The 17311-nt window shown below is 43.2% G+C and carries 15 protein-coding genes; 3 read left to right on the forward strand and 12 right to left on the reverse strand.

Features of this window, described 5'->3' with window-relative positions; translation table 11 throughout:
- Positions 1 to 52: 52 nt before the first annotated feature.
- The 5 genes from QR722_RS12845 to QR722_RS12865 all read right to left on the reverse strand — a co-directional run bounded on the left by QR722_RS12845 (position 53) and on the right by QR722_RS12865 (position 6094).
- Positions 53 to 616 carry an isochorismatase family protein gene (locus QR722_RS12845; protein ID WP_286283266.1) on the reverse strand — a complete coding sequence of 188 codons (564 nt, stop codon included), beginning with the start codon at positions 614 to 616 and terminating at the stop codon, positions 53 to 55.
- Positions 606 to 1910 carry an alpha-amylase family glycosyl hydrolase gene (locus QR722_RS12850; protein ID WP_286283267.1) on the reverse strand — a complete coding sequence of 435 codons (1305 nt, stop codon included), beginning with the start codon at positions 1908 to 1910 and terminating at the stop codon, positions 606 to 608. Before QR722_RS12850 ends, QR722_RS12845 begins: the two co-directional genes overlap by 11 nt.
- Positions 1911 to 4229 carry an FdhF/YdeP family oxidoreductase gene (locus QR722_RS12855; protein WP_286283268.1) on the reverse strand — a complete coding sequence of 773 codons (2319 nt, stop codon included), beginning with the start codon at positions 4227 to 4229 and terminating at the stop codon, positions 1911 to 1913. It lies immediately after the preceding gene.
- A gap of 79 nt (positions 4230 to 4308) precedes the next feature.
- Complete coding sequence (gene fdhD, locus QR722_RS12860; RefSeq protein WP_286283270.1) at positions 4309 to 5157, reverse strand: formate dehydrogenase accessory sulfurtransferase FdhD; 849 nt, start codon at positions 5155 to 5157, stop codon at positions 4309 to 4311.
- 52 nt (positions 5158 to 5209) lie between these two features.
- The gene (locus tag QR722_RS12865; RefSeq protein ID WP_286283271.1) at positions 5210 to 6094 is read right to left on the reverse strand and encodes a sulfite exporter TauE/SafE family protein; all 885 of its coding nucleotides are present in this window, start codon (positions 6092 to 6094) and stop codon (positions 5210 to 5212) included.
- A gap of 152 nt (positions 6095 to 6246) precedes the next feature.
- On the opposite strand from QR722_RS12865, the gene QR722_RS12870 reads away from it, so the two are divergent.
- Entirely contained in the window at positions 6247 to 6756 is a 510-nt protein-coding gene (locus QR722_RS12870) for a DUF2244 domain-containing protein (protein ID WP_286283272.1), read from the forward strand.
- 25 nt (positions 6757 to 6781) lie between these two features.
- On the opposite strand, the gene QR722_RS12875 is transcribed toward QR722_RS12870, so the two are convergent.
- From QR722_RS12875 to seqA, 7 genes are all read right to left on the reverse strand, one after another.
- Positions 6782 to 7105, reverse strand: a complete 324-nt coding sequence (locus tag QR722_RS12875) for a heavy metal-binding domain-containing protein (protein WP_286283273.1) — start codon at positions 7103 to 7105, stop codon at positions 6782 to 6784.
- The gene (locus QR722_RS12880; protein ID WP_286283274.1) at positions 7099 to 7524 is read right to left on the reverse strand and encodes an HIT domain-containing protein; all 426 of its coding nucleotides are present in this window, start codon (positions 7522 to 7524) and stop codon (positions 7099 to 7101) included. Before QR722_RS12880 ends, QR722_RS12875 begins: the two co-directional genes overlap by 7 nt.
- A 9-nt stretch (positions 7525 to 7533) precedes the next feature.
- Entirely contained in the window at positions 7534 to 8556 is a 1023-nt protein-coding gene (gene astE, locus QR722_RS12885; protein ID WP_286283275.1) for a succinylglutamate desuccinylase, read from the reverse strand.
- A 69-nt stretch (positions 8557 to 8625) separates the two neighbouring features.
- Positions 8626 to 9939, reverse strand: coding sequence for a putative bifunctional diguanylate cyclase/phosphodiesterase (locus QR722_RS12890; RefSeq protein WP_286283276.1), 1314 nt, complete (start codon positions 9937 to 9939; stop codon positions 8626 to 8628).
- Between the two features lie 172 nt (positions 9940 to 10111).
- Positions 10112 to 12598, reverse strand: coding sequence for a glycogen/starch/alpha-glucan phosphorylase (locus QR722_RS12895; RefSeq protein ID WP_286283277.1), 2487 nt, complete (start codon positions 12596 to 12598; stop codon positions 10112 to 10114).
- Between the two features lie 195 nt (positions 12599 to 12793).
- Positions 12794 to 14446: a phosphoglucomutase (alpha-D-glucose-1,6-bisphosphate-dependent) gene (gene pgm, locus QR722_RS12900; protein WP_286283278.1), complete on the reverse strand. Its 1653-nt coding sequence runs from the start codon at positions 14444 to 14446 to the stop codon at positions 12794 to 12796.
- 26 nt (positions 14447 to 14472) lie between these two features.
- Positions 14473 to 15066, reverse strand: coding sequence for a replication initiation negative regulator SeqA (gene seqA / locus QR722_RS12905; protein ID WP_286283279.1), 594 nt, complete (start codon positions 15064 to 15066; stop codon positions 14473 to 14475).
- A 355-nt stretch (positions 15067 to 15421) separates the two neighbouring features.
- Between seqA and QR722_RS12910 the strand changes: the two genes are divergently transcribed.
- Together QR722_RS12910 and QR722_RS12915 are read left to right on the forward strand one after the other, a co-directional pair.
- Complete coding sequence (locus QR722_RS12910; RefSeq protein ID WP_286283280.1) at positions 15422 to 16339, forward strand: AAA family ATPase; 918 nt, start codon at positions 15422 to 15424, stop codon at positions 16337 to 16339.
- Positions 16340 to 16516: 177 nt separating this feature from the next.
- Positions 16517 to 17311 (forward strand): DUF58 domain-containing protein, encoded by a 795-nt coding sequence (locus QR722_RS12915; RefSeq protein ID WP_286283281.1) that lies wholly within the window; start codon positions 16517 to 16519, stop codon positions 17309 to 17311.

Consider the following 17311-nt stretch of genomic DNA (forward strand, 5'->3'; position numbering starts at 1 on the left):
ACAAGTGTCTTGCATAAGATACAGATGAAAAGGCGGTGATTAACCGCCTTTTTTAATGCTGGCGAATCAGTTCAATCATTTGTTTAAAGTTAGCATGGGATCTGCCCTGCAACCATTCAAATACTAGCATCTCAGTCGACACCAGTTGGCAACCCGCTTGCTCTAACCTTGTTTTAGCAAGACTTCTATCCGCTTCGTAACGAGACGCTGTTGCATCCCACACCACCACTACATTATAACCCAGTGTCATAGCCCCGAGAGCTGTCTGTAATAAACATACGTGGGACTCGCAACCCAAGAGGATTAGATCTGGACGATTCTGTTGCTGCTTAATATCAGCAATATGTTGAGCAAGATCAGGTTGTTGCAATGCACTAAAAGTAGTTTTTTCAAAACAGACTGAGATAAATCCGGCAAGATCTGCATGGGTTTTGCCTAAGCCCTGGGGGTACTGCTCAACAAAAGTAATAGGTACGTCCATAAGTTGTGCACAAGTTAGCAATGTACGACTTTTTTGCAGGACCCTTGCCGCACCGTATAATACCGGATACAGACTTTGTTGCATATCCACTACCAAGACCTGGGCCTGACTGGCAGAAAAAGATTTAACTGACATAAACTTTATAATCCCAAGGTGCTAAATTAACGGTAAGTTCTGAGTTCAACTCACTATCTGTGTCGTCAAAAACAGACATAAACTGTCCGCTTAACAAAGTGCTGTTAAAAGTCACGGATTGAGGCCTAGCAGACAAATTTAACACCACAAAAACTTTACTGTTGGTGTCTTGTCGAATAAAACTGAACACTGATTCTGGGCAGTTGTTAACCACTTTGAGCATTGTGGCACCCCAATGAGCGTTATGCAAAGCACTGTGAGATTTCTTCAATTTGATCAAGCGACGGTAGAGTTCACCAATTTCGTGTTCTTGCCACTCAATACAATCCTTGTCAAAAAAAGCCAACCTTTTACGACTTCCCGCTTCCTGACCATTATAAATCAGTGGCATACCTTCGCCTAAGACAGATAAAACAATGGCTGGCGGTAAACAGTCGGAAAATTGCTCGAACTGGGTTCCATCCCAAGCATTTTTATCGTGGTTACTAACAAAAGTCATCCGGTGAGCCTGTTTGGGATAATTCTTTTGATTCCACGAATAGTATTTAAAAAGTTTATTCAGACCCCCCTTTTGCATCGCAATATTGTGCATTATTTCATTCCAACTCCACGCATAAGTCATATCAAAAGCATGTTGATGGAGATCTTTGGACTCCCACTCTGCGAGCATAAATATAGGTTTAATTTGCGTAAGCTGTTGTCGCACTGAGCGCCAAAAATCATTCGGTACAAAACCCGCCACATCGCATCTATACCCATCGATGTCAGCTTGCTCCACCCAATAACACATCGCTTTGAGCATGTATTCTCGCAAGCCGAAATGACGGTAATCAAAATCTATAATGTCATCCCAATCCCACCACGGTGTCGGTGTGAAATTTCCATCTTGATCCCGCGCATACCATTCAGGATGACTATCCACCAATACGTTGTCCCACGCACTATGATTGGCCACCCAATCAAGAATAACTTTCATACCCAAGTCGTGAGCTGCTGATACCAAGCGTTTGAGGCTTGCTAGATCACCTAAGTCAGGATTGACGGCAAAGTAGTCTTTAACGGAATAGGGGCTACCTAAACTACCCTTACGGTTTTTGACTCCTATGGGATGAATCGGCATTAACCAAAGAATGTCGATGCCGAGTTTCTTTAGCCTTGGAAGATGAGATTGCACAGCTTCAAAGGTGCCTTGGTCGCTGAATTGACGGGTATTAACTTGATAGATCACCGCATCTTTGCACCAATCAGGGCTGCTAAACTGCACATAAGATTCATCATGCTGACGCTTTTGCATTTATTCCACCTCGTTACGTGGCTTGGCCCCTTCTTCGCCAACTGCGGGGTGAATGCTAATGATCACTGACTTATAAGCGGGAGTGTTGCTTCTATCTGCAACCTGACCCAGCGAAATTAAATTATTGGTTTCAGGATAATAAGCCGCTGCGCAACCGTTGGGTATATCATAACCAATTACCCTGTAATTCAGCACTTGGCGTTGAGCCTTACGGGTTACTGGATCATAGCTGGTAATGTCGACCAATTGCCCTTCGCTGACCCCGCGCCTTTGCATGTCTTGACGATTGAGGAATATAACTTCTCGCCCGCCGAACACCCCTCGATAGCGATCATCGTCAGTGTAAATGGTGGTATTAAATTGATCATGACTGCGGATTGTCATCAGCAAGAATTGCCCTGGCTCAACACTCACATGCTGATTGGGATTGACGATAAAGTTAGCTTTGCCAGTGGAGGTATTGAACTGGCGTTTATCACGCACAGGATTAGGCAGTACAAATTCACCAAACTGGGTAATTTTGTGATTAAAACCTTCGAAACCTGGCACGACTGCAGCAATATGAGCACGGATTTTAGTATAGTCATCCCTCAGACTTAACCAGTCTACTTGGCTATTACCCAAAATGGTTTCGGCTAATTCTGTGATAAATCCAACTTCACTTTTTAAATGCGCAGACGCCGGAGGGATTTTTCCATGGGAGGTTTGGATTACCCCCATTGAATTTTCTACCGTAACTGTTTGGACACCTGTGGATTGGCGATCGATCTCTGTCCGTCCCAACACCGGCAATATCAATGCGGTTTTACCGGTAAATAGATGCGATCGATTTAGCTTAGTTGAAGCCTGTACCGTCAAAGTGCAATTGGCTAGAGCCTTGGCATTCATCTCGTGATCAGGATTGGCTCTGAAAAAGTTTCCACCTAAAGCACAGAACACTTTAATCTTGCCCGCTAGCATGGCATGAATACTTTCTATTGCATCAACGCCGTGATGCCTTGGGGGATCAAAATTAAATTCTGTAGCTAGGGCATCCAAGAATTCAGCTGTAGGCTTTTCCCAAATCCCCATGGTTCGGTCGCCCTGCACATTGCTATGCCCTCGCACTGGGCAGACGCCAGCTCCTGGTTTGCCAATATTGCCGCGCAACATCAGGAAGTTAGTCATCAATTGAATATTAGCTACCGCATTCTTATGTTGTGTCATGCCCATGGCCCAACAGCATATGGTCCTTTGAGATTGACAGGCTATATCGGCGGCTTGTTGTATTTGTAGACGAGTTAAGCCGCTTTGCTGCTCGATGTAGCTCCAATCGGTGCTTAAGATGTCCTGCCGAAACGGCTCAAAGCCATGACAAAATTGATTAATAAAGTCATGATCAAGAACGGGATTGGCGTCATTGTCTCGCTCGATCAACTCTCGGCACAAGCCCTTTAGCAAAGCCATGTCTCCATTCACTCGCAACCCTAAATGCAAGTCCCTCAGGGCAGTGCCTTGACCTAAAACTCCTTCAATCTCCTGAGGATTTTTAAAACGCTTTAAGCCCGTTTCATCTAAGGGATTGATGGCGACAATCTTTGCCCCTTTACGTTTAGCCTTTTGCAATGAAGTTAGCATTCTAGGATGGTTTGAACCTGGGTTTTGGCCAAAAATAAATATTGCATCGGCATTTTCCAAATCATCTAATGAGACTGTCCCCTTTCCTACCCCCAAAGTTTCTGTTAGCCCCACACCGCTAGATTCGTGACACAGGTTCGAACAATCCGGTAAGTTATTAGTGCCCAACATTCGCACAAATAGTTGATATAAAAATGCTGCTTCATTACTCGCTCGTCCAGAGGTGTAGAAGGTTGCTTGCTCGGCGCTATCAAGAGCCTTGATGTGTTCAGCGATGAGAGTATAGGCATCTTGCCAAGTAACGACTTGATAATGATCACTGTCGGCATGCTTGACCATTGGCTGACAAAGTCGCCCCTGAGCATTTAACCATTTGTCTGATTTATCTCTCAGTTGAGTCACACTATAGCGTGTAAAGAAATCCCCATTGATGCGCTTAAGGGTAGCTTCATCGGCGACGGCCTTGGCACCGTTTTCACAAAACTCAAAAGTTGCTCGTGTGTGCAAGGGATCAGGCCAAGCACAGCCTGGACAATCAAAGCCTTCAATTTGATTTAAGTGGCTGAGTAATCTACTGCCCTTGATAGGCCCCACTTTTAAACTAACATTTTTGTATGCTGAGATTACTGCTGGCAAGCCCGCAGCCCACTCTTTGGGTTCAACCACGGTGATACGATTTGTATGCTTGGATGATTGGCTCATCTTAGTCCCCACATTAATACTGTCCGTTTTATCCTATTAATTAACCCGTCTTGAGGTTAACAAGTAGACAAATATTTGTTTAGTTGGCAATGTCGCTATCATCGAGTATCTGCGAATGCCCATGATATAGATTGAACCGCTCAGACTTGCTAAACCCAATCAAAGCAATATTCCATTCTCGGCACAGATCTACAGCCATACTCGTTGGTGCACCCACTGCTATTATCATGCTAATACCGGCTTTTGCAGATTTTTGGACCATCTCAAAACTTACCCGTCCGCTTAATACTACGGCAAATTTACCGGGTAGGTTTGCAAGGTTATTGCCGACTAATTTATCCATGGCGTTATGTCGGCCTACGTCTTCGAAGATATCAATCAAATTACCGTCACTATCAATTAGGGCGGCCGCGTGCAAAGCACCGGTTTTATGAAATTGCTGTTGAGCATTTTGTAATCGAGCTGGCATCAACATTATCCGACTTGCTGCCATACTGATTCGATTAATTGGTTCAATAGCAGGTAAATCATCCATCAACCATTCAATACTTTGTTGTCCACACACACCACAACTTGAGTTGGCGGTTTGCATTCGCTGTGCTTTATCGAAGCGGATAACCTTGCCAGGCTTCAAGGTCAGCACCACTCTATTGCTGTGCTGATGCTTCAACGCCTCAGTGCCAGTTGCTTCAATACTCAATACCCAAGCCATGTCCACTAAACCACTGGCGTGCAACCATCCTTTGACCAACTCAATGTCATTGCCTGGGGTACGCATGGTGGTTAGCAGATGACTGGATTGAGTTTGTTGCGGAGTAACGTATTGCTTGAGCCATATTTCTAATGGCTCTTCCACCGCAATCCAATCCTCTTTGTCAGTCAATGACTGGCAATACTGGCTAACAGAATATTGTTTAGCTTGAAGCAAATGTCACTCCTAGTGATTTTGAAAAGTTGTGCTGATTGCCTCAGCAACAGGTTCAAAGCGGCAAAGCAAAGACACCTAATATTAATACCCAGCCAGCGAAGAAAACTTTTAAATTGGTCGCCGAAAAATACATAACTAACTGTTTAGCCAATATACCACCCACTATAGCACCCGCTCCGGCGAATAAAACTATAGGCCAATAAACCGCCTGGGTGAAGACTAGGTGATTTACCACTGCTGCCCAAACAGAAAATGCACTCACGATCACCGCTGTGGCGATTGCGAAGGTGACGTTGAAGCGACGCATAATTAAAAACACCGCGAGCAATTCACCTACCCCTATAGACAAATATGCTGTTATCGCACCACCGAGTAAGCCGATGATACATATGCTGATAATGTCGAATATGTCGAGTGATTGCTTGAAATTGAGTTTTTTTAACAAGGGGATGCTGGCAAAAATAGCGAGTGCCAACAGAATAGAAAATACCCCAAAACCTGTGTGAAGATGTTCCGCAGCAGTCATAGTGCCGCGCGTCAGTTGCCAGCCTTGGGCCAGCAAAATGCCTAGCACCGAAGAGGGAATTGCTAGTTTTAGGCTAAGGCCGAGCTCCTGCCAGTCTTTATTACCACCTTGCTGTGTCGAAAAGTACTTCCACCATGTAACAGCACCTGCGGTCATACCGCAACATTGAATCGCAAAACTAGTGGCGATTGTAGTATTGGGGTCAAATTGCAGCTGTTGAAAAAAGGGCACAAAGACCACACCACCACCAGCACCGGTTGCATTGGCAAAAACCGCACCCAGCATCCCTAGCAGTGAGAATGCTCCGTATTCTACGATTAAAGTAAGTGGTTGGCCCTGAGCTATAATAATGATTAGCCAGCACAAAGCTAACAAGTAACGCAGCGGATAACGGCAAAGATGGTGCAACATAGAATTAAATAGCGCTCTGTATTATTGAAGGACCTTGGTTTTGGTTATTAATAGCTAATACTCAGAACTCGATAGTCACAATTTACTCAATTGGATCATACTACTAGAGAAACCTTTGCAACATAACGATTAAATCAAATGACAAGGCGAATATGGTTAACACCCAAATAGATTCTAGTGCCACTATTATCGAGCTATCCCCAAACCGTTCGGTTAGCTGGCAGCAAGCAAAGCTGGTAGTGACAGTGATGGCGGTTTTTGTGTTGCTAATAGCTACCTTGTGGGCGCTACTGGGTGCCTGGTTCATTTTGCCCTTTGCGGGTTTTGAAGTGGCTTTGTTAGCATGGTTGATGTATCGGGTAAATCTTAACTGTCATGCTCGCCAAGTGCTAACTATCACCCCCTCTAAGGTCACTTTTGAATGTGGGATCAGTCATCCAGTGTTCAGATGGCAGTTTAATCGTCTCGATACGCATTTAAGGGTAACTGAGGTGGAAACTAGTTTTGATCGTTTGCAGTTCGTCTTGTCAGATGAACATATCAGTATTCGTATCGGCGATTTTTTGAATCAACAAGATTGTTGTTTAGCCCGCAAAGCGTTTAAACATGCTGGATTGCGAGAAATCAGTAACAAGTGGTGGATGAACAACGATTTCCTATAAGCCCGCCTCACCCACCAATTGCCACTCAATCTTGGAATTTAACCGCAGTACCGCAAATACTGACCATCAACATACTGCCGTTTTGACCGATAACCTGATAATCAATATCTACCCCGATCACTGCGTTAGCCCCCATCATGCGCGCTTCTTCCGTTAACTCTGAAAATGCAATTTTACGAGCACGAGTCAATTCTTTCTCGTATGAGCCAGCACGACCGCCGACGACATCCCGTATTGAGGCAAATATATCTTTAATTACGTTGGCCCCCATCACAGCTTCACCCACGACAATGCCATAATATTGATCGATTTTTTTACCATCCAAATGGTGCGTTGTTGTCACTAACATAACTTTTCCTCCAGCGTTTGCTTCATTTCCAGCAGTATTTTATCTCGGGCTTCTTGAGTATAACGCTTCGCGGGTAAGATGCCCCAAACAGGCTTAGGCCATACTGGATCTGACTTGTATCGCGCAATGTGATGAATATGCAGTTGCGGCACCATATTTCCAAGTGCAGCAACATTTAACTTATCAGGCTGAAATTGATGGCTAATGGTCTCGCTAAGAATTTTTGATTCATACCATAGCTGACTTTGCTGAGCATCATTGAGCTCGATGATCTCGCTGACACCTAATAAACGTGGAACCTGAATAAACCAAGGAAACTGACTATCATTCAATAGCAGAATTTTGCTTAACGGCAGATTGCATACTTCAAAACAATCTTTAGCGAGTTGAGGATGTAGCTGAAAGTCATTATTAACCATCACAACGCCTTAAAGTTCAGTGGGCACAACGGTCAAAAGCGCTCTTTGGCCAAGTGCAACCTGTGCATTAGGAAAGACTATGGCTTCCCCGTCGTACTCTGTAAAATAGGATGTTCCGGTTTCCGAGGCCAAAAGCGTGCCTCTTTTGAAATCGGTAAAATTTGGAATGTCATCGGCAAAATGCAATTTAAAATCATCTTGATGTTTATTGATCACCTGATTGACACGAAAAATATCCATTTTTGTTGGGTCATACTCCGCTACGTGCAATTCTAACTGACTGATTAATTTGCCCAAAGTGTCAATTACCGCAGTAAATTGGCGCATATCATTTTCACCAAAAGGCCTGACTTTACCTAGCTCCACAGTAAAACTATGGGCGTCAAAGCTATGGCTAGAGAAATAGCTAAATGTTGTAGTGGGATTCTCCGACAATAATATCGTATTGACCCCACAGGCGCTCAACAGGGCCAATTGTTGCTTGCAATGAGGTTTACCGTGTAAAAAGGGGTAAACCGCAAACTTATCATTTTTCGAAGGCCGAATAGCCGTGTGTAAGTCATAGTGGAGGCGCATATCGCCCTGAGCAGTTTGGAAAAAGTTAGCAACTGCGTCCTCTAGTTGTTTGGCCCTAAGCCTCTCAGCATTGGCTAATTCGCTGTTGCTAGCGTGAGCCCCGCTAAATAATCGATTTAAGTTTTCTTCGACAAAGCGTTCGGCAATATCCATTGCTGGCAAATTGGCAAATAGAAACATCACCCGTTGCGCCAAACACAAGCGACCAGTCAAAATAGATTTAACCAAATCATCACAGATTTCGATGGGCGCCGTTTCGTTGCCATGCACTCCGCAGGACAGAACTATATCTTTATTAGCGGGGTTAGCTGGAGTGAAGATAATGATGCCAGCACTGGGAATTGATACGCAGGTACCATCGGCCAAATCGAAATTCATCCCATTTTCAAAGTATTCTGGGTGTCGTCTGGAATATTGAAGGAATTCACCAGTGTGAGTTAATTCTTTAGATAACATATTGATAGGATTCTTTTTGTTTTGCAGAGTATAGCAACAACTAAGCAGTTTGTAGAAAAAGTTAAGGGGTTAAGCCTTGCGACTCATATAGGCTTTAGACGTACCAACAGCCAAATCAGTATGGCATAATTTTACAAAGTCATCTTCCGGGATGGCTTTTGAGAACAAGAACCCTTGGCCGCAGAGGATCCCGGCTTCTCTTAACATTTGCATTTGCCCTATGGTCTCGATACCTTCGGCGACAATATGACAATTGAGTGCATCACCAATGACTTGGGTTGCTTTAATGATTGCCATGTTAACGGGGTTGTTCTCCAGTTCCATCACGAACGTTTTATCGATTTTGATCGTATCGATTGCCATATCGCGAATATAAGCAAGATTTGAGTAGCCTTTGCCAAAATCATCTACTGCAACCTTCATACCCAGCGATCTAGCTTCTAATAACTGGCGCTTAACCATTAAGGAATTGGACAAAGCAACATCTTCAGTTAACTCCAATTCTAAGCAATGCAAGGGAATTTGATATTTTTGCTTCAACTTAAGCAGGGTGGGAATAAAGTTGAAATCATACAATTGAGTAGGTGACATGTTGACCGATACGACTAAATCCAAACCTTGTTTCTTAAAGCTACACGCACTCTTGAAGGCTTGCTCTAAGGTCCAATAACCTAATTCATTCATCATATTGTAGGATTCAGCTGCTTCGATCAAAGCGCCGGGAAATAACACACCATCAAGTGGATGGTTCCAGCGAAGTAAACATTCAGCACCAGAAATTTTAAGGGTATTCAATTCCACTTTAGGTTGAAAGTAAATTTCCAATTCGTCGTTTAAGAAAGCCCGCTTAAGGTCAGCTTTTAGTGCTAATGAACGGCCTGTATCGGCCTTTTCATACATACTTAAAATTTGCAGATTTTCGTATTTATTTTCTTTGGCCTGTTTAAGGGCCGCTTCTGCGCGTGCCAGTAGTTTGATGGTATCTTTATTTTCCACAGAATTGGCTACAGAGCCAACATTGAAATCAGCAATAAATGCATGCCCATCAAAGGTGATAGGGGTTTTGAAATGTTCAATTAAATGATTAAAATGATATCTGAGCTGTTTTTCACCGTGACGACCAGGAATAACTAAGCCAAATATATCGCCACTGATGCGACCAAGTAACACTTGCTCACCAAATAACTTGCGGATCCTGTTGGCGATTGCCAATAAAATCACATCACCAACCTGGTAGCCTAAAGAGCTACTGACATCCGAAAAACGCACCACATCAACTAGCATGAGTGATAGCTGATTGTTACTTTTAACCGACGCATCTATGCGGTCGAGAAATGCATACCGATTAGGGATGGTTGCTAATGATTGGTGAATAACACCCATTACTTCATATCTTATTAAACGCATGATTGAGGGATTAACTACGATTCTATACACATATGAGGGATAAAGAAAAGCCCAAACAATAATTTGGGCTTTAAATGGTCAATTTTAAAAAGAATTGTTTACTATCTGAACAATATTGTTCGAAGCGAAAACAAATCCATTGCTAGCCTTATTTGTCGACGGCACATGGCGTCAATTTCCAAATACGGTCGACATAGTTTTGAATTGAGCGATCTGAGGTAAACTTACCCATTCTGGCACTATTCAAAATTGCCATTCGAGCCCAGTTTGTCGTATCGCGATAGGCAGCATCTACTTTTTTCTGCGCTTCTGAATAAGACTGATAATCAGCCATTACCAAGTAGGGATCGCCACCATCAAGCAAACTATGCTTGATCGATGCAAGCGCACCAGGATTGCCAGGGGTGAAGTAGTCAGTTTCTAACCAATCCAAAATGGCTTTAAGCTCAGAGTTTTTGTAGTAATAATCGTAAGGATTATACCCTTTAGCATGCAGCGCTTGTACCTCATCAACTGTCAGTCCAAAAATGAATATATTGTCATCACCGACTTCTTCTGCGATTTCAATATTAGCCCCATCTAGCGTGCCAATAGTTAAGGCGCCGTTTAGGGACAATTTCATGTTGCCTGTACCAGATGCTTCCTTGCCAGCAGTGGATATTTGCTCAGATACATCAGCCGCCGGGATCATTTTTTCAGCCAAGCTGACCCGATAATTCGGTAAAAACACCACTTTGAGCTTTTTATTCACCCTAACATCGTTATTGATACGTTCTGCTACCTGATTTATGGCGTAAATAATATCCTTGGCCAACTTATAACCCGGAGCGGCTTTAGCGCCAAAAATGAAGACCCGAGGGAAGATATCATAATTGGGATTTTCCAATAAGCGGCGATATAACGCCATAATATGCAGCAGATTCAAATGCTGACGCTTATATTCGTGTAAACGTTTTATTTGGATATCAAAAATAGCCTTTGGATCGATATCAATCCCTGTCAAACTTTTCACTTCTTTGGCTAGCGCCACTTTATTTTGGTGCTTGATTTTCATAAAGTCTTTCTGAAATTTTGCTTCATCTGCAAACTTCTCAAGATCTTTAAGTTTATCCAATTTCAGCGGCCAATCGGTGCCAATTTTCTTATCAATTAGCGACGATAATGCAGGATTACAAGCCTTCAACCAACGACGAGGAGTTATACCATTGGTTACATTGGTAAGTTTGTCAGGCCACAATTGATCAAACTCAGGAAACAAGTTTTGTTTAACTAGTTTAGAATGAATCTCTGCCACACCATTGACTGCAAAAGCGCCAATCACAGACAGATTCCCCATACGAACCATTTTTTCACTGCTTTCTTCAATAATTGATAGTTTCTGCTTAATCTTGTTATCACCCGGCCATTTCTTCTCTACTTCAGCGAGAAAGCGATAGTTGATTTCGTAGATGATTTCTAAATGACGAGGTAATATTTTCTCGATCATTCGGGCAGGCCACTTCTCCAGGGCTTCAGGTAGCAATGTATGATTAGTATAGGCGAAGGTTTGGTTACAAATAGCCCAAGCAGCGTCCCAATCCAGTTCAGCACGATCAACTAGGATGCGCATCAACTCTGGAATCGCAATAGCCGGATGGGTATCATTCAACTGGATAACGACTTGCTCTGAAAAGCGGCTCCAATCATCACCATGGGCACGTTTGTAGCGGCGAATTATGTCTTTTAGTGAACAGGCACAGAAAAAGTACTGTTGAATCAAACGCAATTCTTTGCCAGCTTCGGTTTCGTCGTTCGGATATAACACTTTAGAGATGGTTTCAGCCTGAACGTTTTCACTTTGGGCATCGACATAACCCCCGGCATTAAATACATCCCAGTTAAAGTAACTAGAAGCCTGACTTTCCCATAAGCGCAGGACATTGACCGTTTTTCCGCCATAACCCACAATAGGAATATCCCACGGGATGCCTTTTACAATCAGTCCAGGGTGCCACTCTTTTTGGATCCGTCCATTGTCGCCATATTTAGTTTCTACATATCCATATAAGGATACATCTTGGATCGACTCAGGACGGCAAATTTCCCAAGGGTTACCGTAATCACGCCAGCTATCAGGTCGTTCTATCTGCGCGCCATTTTTAATTTCTTGGCGAAATAAACCATGTTCATAGTGGATACCATAGCCAATTGCCGGCAAATCCATGGTCGCTAAAGAATCAATAAAACACGCCGCCAAACGCCCTAAACCACCATTGCCCAGGGCCATGTCAGGTTCTTCTTCCATAATATCGGTAAGACTTACCCCTAACTCATTTAGCGCTTGATCCGTCACCTCAAACAGGCCTAAATTATGCAGATTATTCGACATCAGTCGGCCCATCAAAAACTCAGCAGAAAAGTAATGCACCGCGCGAGTGTCATTCAAGTAATGGGCTTTTTGCGTGCGACGTAAACGCTCTAGCACTTGCTCTTGGACTGCTGCACAAGCCGCTTTCCACCAGGCGTGGTTGTTAGCTTTATTTTCGTCAGTTCCGAGGGTGCTATGCAAATGACGCACGATAGCGTCTTTGATGGTGTTTTTGTCTAATTTTTCAGGCGCATTATTCGCCTTACTCTTTACAGCTGGTTTAGCCATGACTGGAATTCCTACTTAATGGTAATTAACCGAGTTAGATGCTGTAATAAAATTACAGCATTTACTAAAACCAATAGTTTTAGCAGGAAATTAAACGCTTTTCTGTTAAAAAAATGTTAAATAACAGAATGAATTCGTATGCAAGTGGATTTTATCGCCTAACTTAACAGCTTATTAACAATATAAACACCTTATTTAAACATTTTGCGATTGAAACACACCATCCACTAGTGCTTGCGCCTCACTTAATAGATCATTGAGGTGGGCTTCGCCGTTGAAGCTCTCCGCATATATTTTATACACATTTTCGGTTCCAGAAGGACGAGCCGCAAACCAGCCATTTTCGGTACTGACTTTTACGCCACCAATGGCGGCATTATTACCCGGTGCATGAGTTTGTATATTGGTAATTTTTTCACCGGCCAATTGGGTGGAAGTGATAACTGATTTGTCCATTTTACTCAGTACTTGCTTTTGTGGGTGGCTTGCTGCAACGTCAACACGACGATAAATAGGCGCGCCAAAGCGATCGGTCAATTCGGTATAATGCTGACCAGGATCTTTACCCGTAACCGCCATAATTTCAGCGGCTAATAAGCATAATATAATTCCGTCTTTATCTGTGGCCCAAGGCTGCCCATTGTTGCGTAAGAAAATACCACCAGCACTTTCTTCGCCAGCAAAGCCAATCTCACTGTTGAGTAAACCTTGCACGAACCATTTAAAGCCAACAGGCATTTCTCTTAGTTCACGGCCCAAAGACTGGGCAACTCGGTCAATCATGCTACTTGAAACTAAGGTTTTGCCAATCGCCAGTTTGTTGCTCCAGTTACTTCTATGTTGATACAAATAATTGATTGCAACAGCTAAATAGTGATTTGGATTCATCAATCCGGCGTGCTTAGTCACAATTCCGTGTCGATCAAAATCGGGATCGTTGCCAAATGCCACATCAAAGTTATCTTTGAGATCGATCAATCCCGCCATCGCGTATGGCGAAGAACAATCCATACGTATTTTACCGTCTTTGTCACGGCGCATGAAACCAAACTGCTGATCAACTCTTTTGTTAACAACTGAAATATTTAAATTATAGCGATCCGCTATTTTATCCCAGTAGCCCAAGCCCGCACCACCAAGGGGATCGGTTCCTAGACGTAAATTGGCCGTTGCGATAGCTTGCATATCAATGACTTGGTCTAACTCTGCAATATATTGTTCCGCCAGGTCGACTTCTTTGACTAGGTCAGATTTCATTGCATGGTCAAAGTCAATCCGTTTAACGCCACGATTTCCGTCTGCAATCAGCTGATTTGCTCGGATCTGAATCCAGCCTGTTGCATCACTATCGGCTGGACCACCATGGGTAGGGTTGTACTTAAAACCGCCATCTTCCGGAGGATTATGTGAAGGAGTGATCACCACGCCATCGGCTAAACCACTGGTTTTGTCGCGATTAAAATTTAATATGGCATGTGAAATAACTGGCGTGGGTGTATAGCCTCGTTGCTGCTGGACAAACAATGGAATCTTATTCGCAGCCAACACTTCTACACTAGTCACAAAGGCCGGTTCAGATAATGCGTGAGTATCCATGCCAATAAACATCGGCCCAGTTGTACCTTGTTGCTGCCTATACTCGGCTAAGGCCTGACAAATGGCAGCAATGTGAATATCCGTAAAGGTGCTTAAGAACGCACTTCCTCGATGCCCAGAGGTACCAAATGCGACAGCTTGAGTAGCATCATCAACATCCGGCTTATTGGTATAGTAATCACTGACTAATCGAGCAACATTAACAAGTTGTTCTGGAGCGGCTGGTTGCCCAGCTTGAGGATGAACGGCCATTTTATTCCTTGGGGTGTGGCGGATACTTATTCTGCGTCAAACATTTTGACTAAACGATCCATTGAAGATTTAGAGTACCCTAATGCGTCAGCGGCATTCAATAGCATAGTGCGTTTTTTAGCCGTGTTGTTATTAGTCACTACCCAAAATTCAGAATCTGGTATCTGTTTTGGATTGGTACTGCTGCCTGATTGCAATAATTCATCTTTGCTCTGGGCAAAATATAAACGTCCCTTGCCTTTAATGTTCAATACCGCATCAAAGTGTATAGGATGAGCATGATGTAACGCAGATAGCATCAACAAAAAGCGTTCAACTTTACTCATCGCTTGCTTAAATTTGTCCGCGCTAAGTAAGTTAAATAAATCAGCGGCATCTACCACTCCATCAACTGGCTTATGAGCCGATTGTTGAGATTGATTCTTAGCTTTGTTTATTTCTCTCACTGCTTTGGTGACTTGCTTAGGCTTAGTCACGTCTACGCGAGGATCTTCGCCGGCAACTAACCCGAGTTCATCAATCAGTATTCGGCGCAAAATATCAGATGCACTTTCACCGATATGCTTAGTTTGAGAGGCGATAAAAGCATAGAGTTCTTCGTCAATAGTAATGGTCTTCATAATTCCACAAAATAACTACAGGGGGGATGGTCGCTATTATAAGACGATAGGATAGTATTTTTCAGCAAAAAATTGTGATGATTTTCACATTGAGCAAAATTTTGATCCTCTATTATTCGCAATTCTATACCAATGTATCGCAGACAAAGATTACAGATAATCCACTATAGGCTAATATTACTGAGCAAATTCCTAAAAACATCTAACCTACCTTGGATAGTAACCCAACCGGTAGAAAAAACCTTTTTTTGGGGAAATTTGGCATGGGTGAGTTTATTCCCGTTGATGGAATCTAAACTATTGTTATCAGTTTACTTAGCTATATTCACTAGACCATAAGGAAGCCTAACTAGAAATGCAGCAAACTATTAGCCATGCAATTGAACAAATTTCGAAACATGTGATAGGTAAACGCCGGCAAATCAAATTAGCTCTAACCTGTCTGTTGGCGAACGGCCATTTATTGATTGAGGACTTACCCGGCATGGGTAAAACCACCTTATCCCATGCCTTGGCAAAGGTGCTTGGTTTAGATTTTTCGCGGATCCAGTTCACCTCAGATCTGTTACCTGCCGACATGTTAGGCCTGAATATTTTTGACAGTGCCAAACAAGCTTTTCAGTTTCATCCAGGTCCGATTTTTAGCCAAATTGTATTAGCGGATGAAATTAACCGTGCCAGCCCCAAAACACAAAGCGCCCTTCTCGAAGCGATGGAAGAGAAACAGGTGAGTTTAGATGGTGAAACCCGACCTTTGCCAAGCCCATTTTTCGTCATAGGTACACAAAATCCGGCGCATCAGTCTGGTACCTACCCCTTACCCGAATCACAGTTAGACCGTTTTTTAATGCGCATCCAACTTGGTTACCCCGATTGGCAAGCTGAAAAACAAATGCTCTTAGAGCAAGACTCTAGCGGCTCGGAAGAATTAAGTAGTGTGATGACCTGTCAGCAATTTATTGCTTTGCAAAAAGCGGCAAATGAAGTGCACTGCTCTGATGCTATTTTGGACTATGTCCTAAAATTAGTTACCTATAGCAGAGAAATAGAAGGATTCCCTAACCCTTTATCACCCCGAGCGAGCAAAGCTTTAGTTGCAGCGGCGAAGGCGTGGGCCTATATCGAAGGTCGGGATTATCTGATCCCTGAAGATATTCAAGCCGTTTTACCCTCAGTTGCAGAGCATCGCATGCGAGCGGCCATCGCGGATTTCTCGGGACAAGACGCCTTGAGTGATAAACTGCTAAAAGCCATTGACCCTTTGGCGGCTTAACCCATGCTGAGATGGCATAATAGACTGTCAAAATGGTTGGACAAGCGCATACCTAGAGCACGTCGCGTCAAACTAAATAGACACAATATCTTTATTTTTCCCTCTCGCTTTGGCGGACTTTACCTATTATTGTGTCTAGGCTTATTTTTTTTAGGTACCAACTATCAAAATAACTTAATGATTATATTATGTTATTTTTTACTTTCTTTGTTCCTATTGAGCTTGTTTGCAGGGTATTTTAATTTTGCAAAGTTAGATGTTCAACTGGGAAAGGTACAAAATGGTTTCGTCGACGATAATATTCAGTTGCCTATATGGTTCAACCACGGTGAACAGTCCAGCCATGGCAAATTGCAATTAAGCTTTTTACGTCAGCCAGCACAAGTCAATATGGATTTAGATGATTTTTCGAATCCTATTTACCAAGCACTCCACTGTGAACAGCGGGGCAAAATAACCCTACCACGGATTACCATTAATAGTTTTTATCCCCTCGGATTATTTCGTTGCTGGACCCACCTTGCCTTCGAATCTGATTTAATCGTGTACCCCAAACCTAAAGTTTGCCGAGTGTCGACGGTCAATCAAATGTCTGAACAACAATTTAGCGATGAGCAATTAAGCGCCAGGGGCCATGACGATTTTGACTGCTTAGCGGTTTATAAGCTAGGAGAGCCTCTACACCACGTAGCCTGGAAGCAAGTCGCCAAAGGCAGGGGAATGATTTCAAAAAAATTTAGCCAACAAAATGGCTCTATAAGTTGGTTGACTTTACCTGCTTTGCCCTCAGACGAACTTGAAAATGCCCTTAGCCAATTATGCTTTCAAGTGCTAGAACTGACACGTCAGAATCAGCCCTTTGGACTCAAATTGGAGAGTCAAATCATTGCACCAGATTCAGGATTGGCCCATCAACACCTTTGCCTTGCTGCACTGGCGATGTTTAAGCCGCGACTGGCAGAGCTAAAATAA

The sequence above is a fragment of the Aliiglaciecola sp. LCG003 genome, assembly GCF_030316135.1.
Taxonomy (GTDB): domain Bacteria; phylum Pseudomonadota; class Gammaproteobacteria; order Enterobacterales; family Alteromonadaceae; genus Aliiglaciecola.

Coding starts and splice junctions, on each gene's coding strand:
- seqA (WP_286283279.1), bottom strand. CDS start 15,066: ATGAAGACCATTACTATTGACGAAGAACTCTATGCTTTTATCGCCTCT.
- QR722_RS12910 (WP_286283280.1), top strand. CDS start 15,422: ATGCAGCAAACTATTAGCCATGCAATTGAACAAATTTCGAAACATGTG.
- QR722_RS12880 (WP_286283274.1), bottom strand. CDS start 7,524: ATGGTTAATAATGACTTTCAGCTACATCCTCAACTCGCTAAAGATTGT.
- pgm (WP_286283278.1), bottom strand. CDS start 14,446: ATGGCCGTTCATCCTCAAGCTGGGCAACCAGCCGCTCCAGAACAACTT.
- QR722_RS12865 (WP_286283271.1), bottom strand. CDS start 6,094: ATGTTGCACCATCTTTGCCGTTATCCGCTGCGTTACTTGTTAGCTTTG.
- QR722_RS12890 (WP_286283276.1), bottom strand. CDS start 9,939: ATGGGTGTTATTCACCAATCATTAGCAACCATCCCTAATCGGTATGCA.
- QR722_RS12855 (WP_286283268.1), bottom strand. CDS start 4,229: ATGAGCCAATCATCCAAGCATACAAATCGTATCACCGTGGTTGAACCC.
- QR722_RS12915 (WP_286283281.1), top strand. CDS start 16,517: ATGATTATATTATGTTATTTTTTACTTTCTTTGTTCCTATTGAGCTTG.
- QR722_RS12850 (WP_286283267.1), bottom strand. CDS start 1,910: ATGCAAAAGCGTCAGCATGATGAATCTTATGTGCAGTTTAGCAGCCCT.
- QR722_RS12895 (WP_286283277.1), bottom strand. CDS start 12,598: ATGGCTAAACCAGCTGTAAAGAGTAAGGCGAATAATGCGCCTGAAAAA.
- QR722_RS12870 (WP_286283272.1), top strand. CDS start 6,247: ATGGTTAACACCCAAATAGATTCTAGTGCCACTATTATCGAGCTATCC.
- QR722_RS12845 (WP_286283266.1), bottom strand. CDS start 616: ATGTCAGTTAAATCTTTTTCTGCCAGTCAGGCCCAGGTCTTGGTAGTG.
- QR722_RS12875 (WP_286283273.1), bottom strand. CDS start 7,105: ATGTTAGTGACAACAACGCACCATTTGGATGGTAAAAAAATCGATCAA.
- astE (WP_286283275.1), bottom strand. CDS start 8,556: ATGTTATCTAAAGAATTAACTCACACTGGTGAATTCCTTCAATATTCC.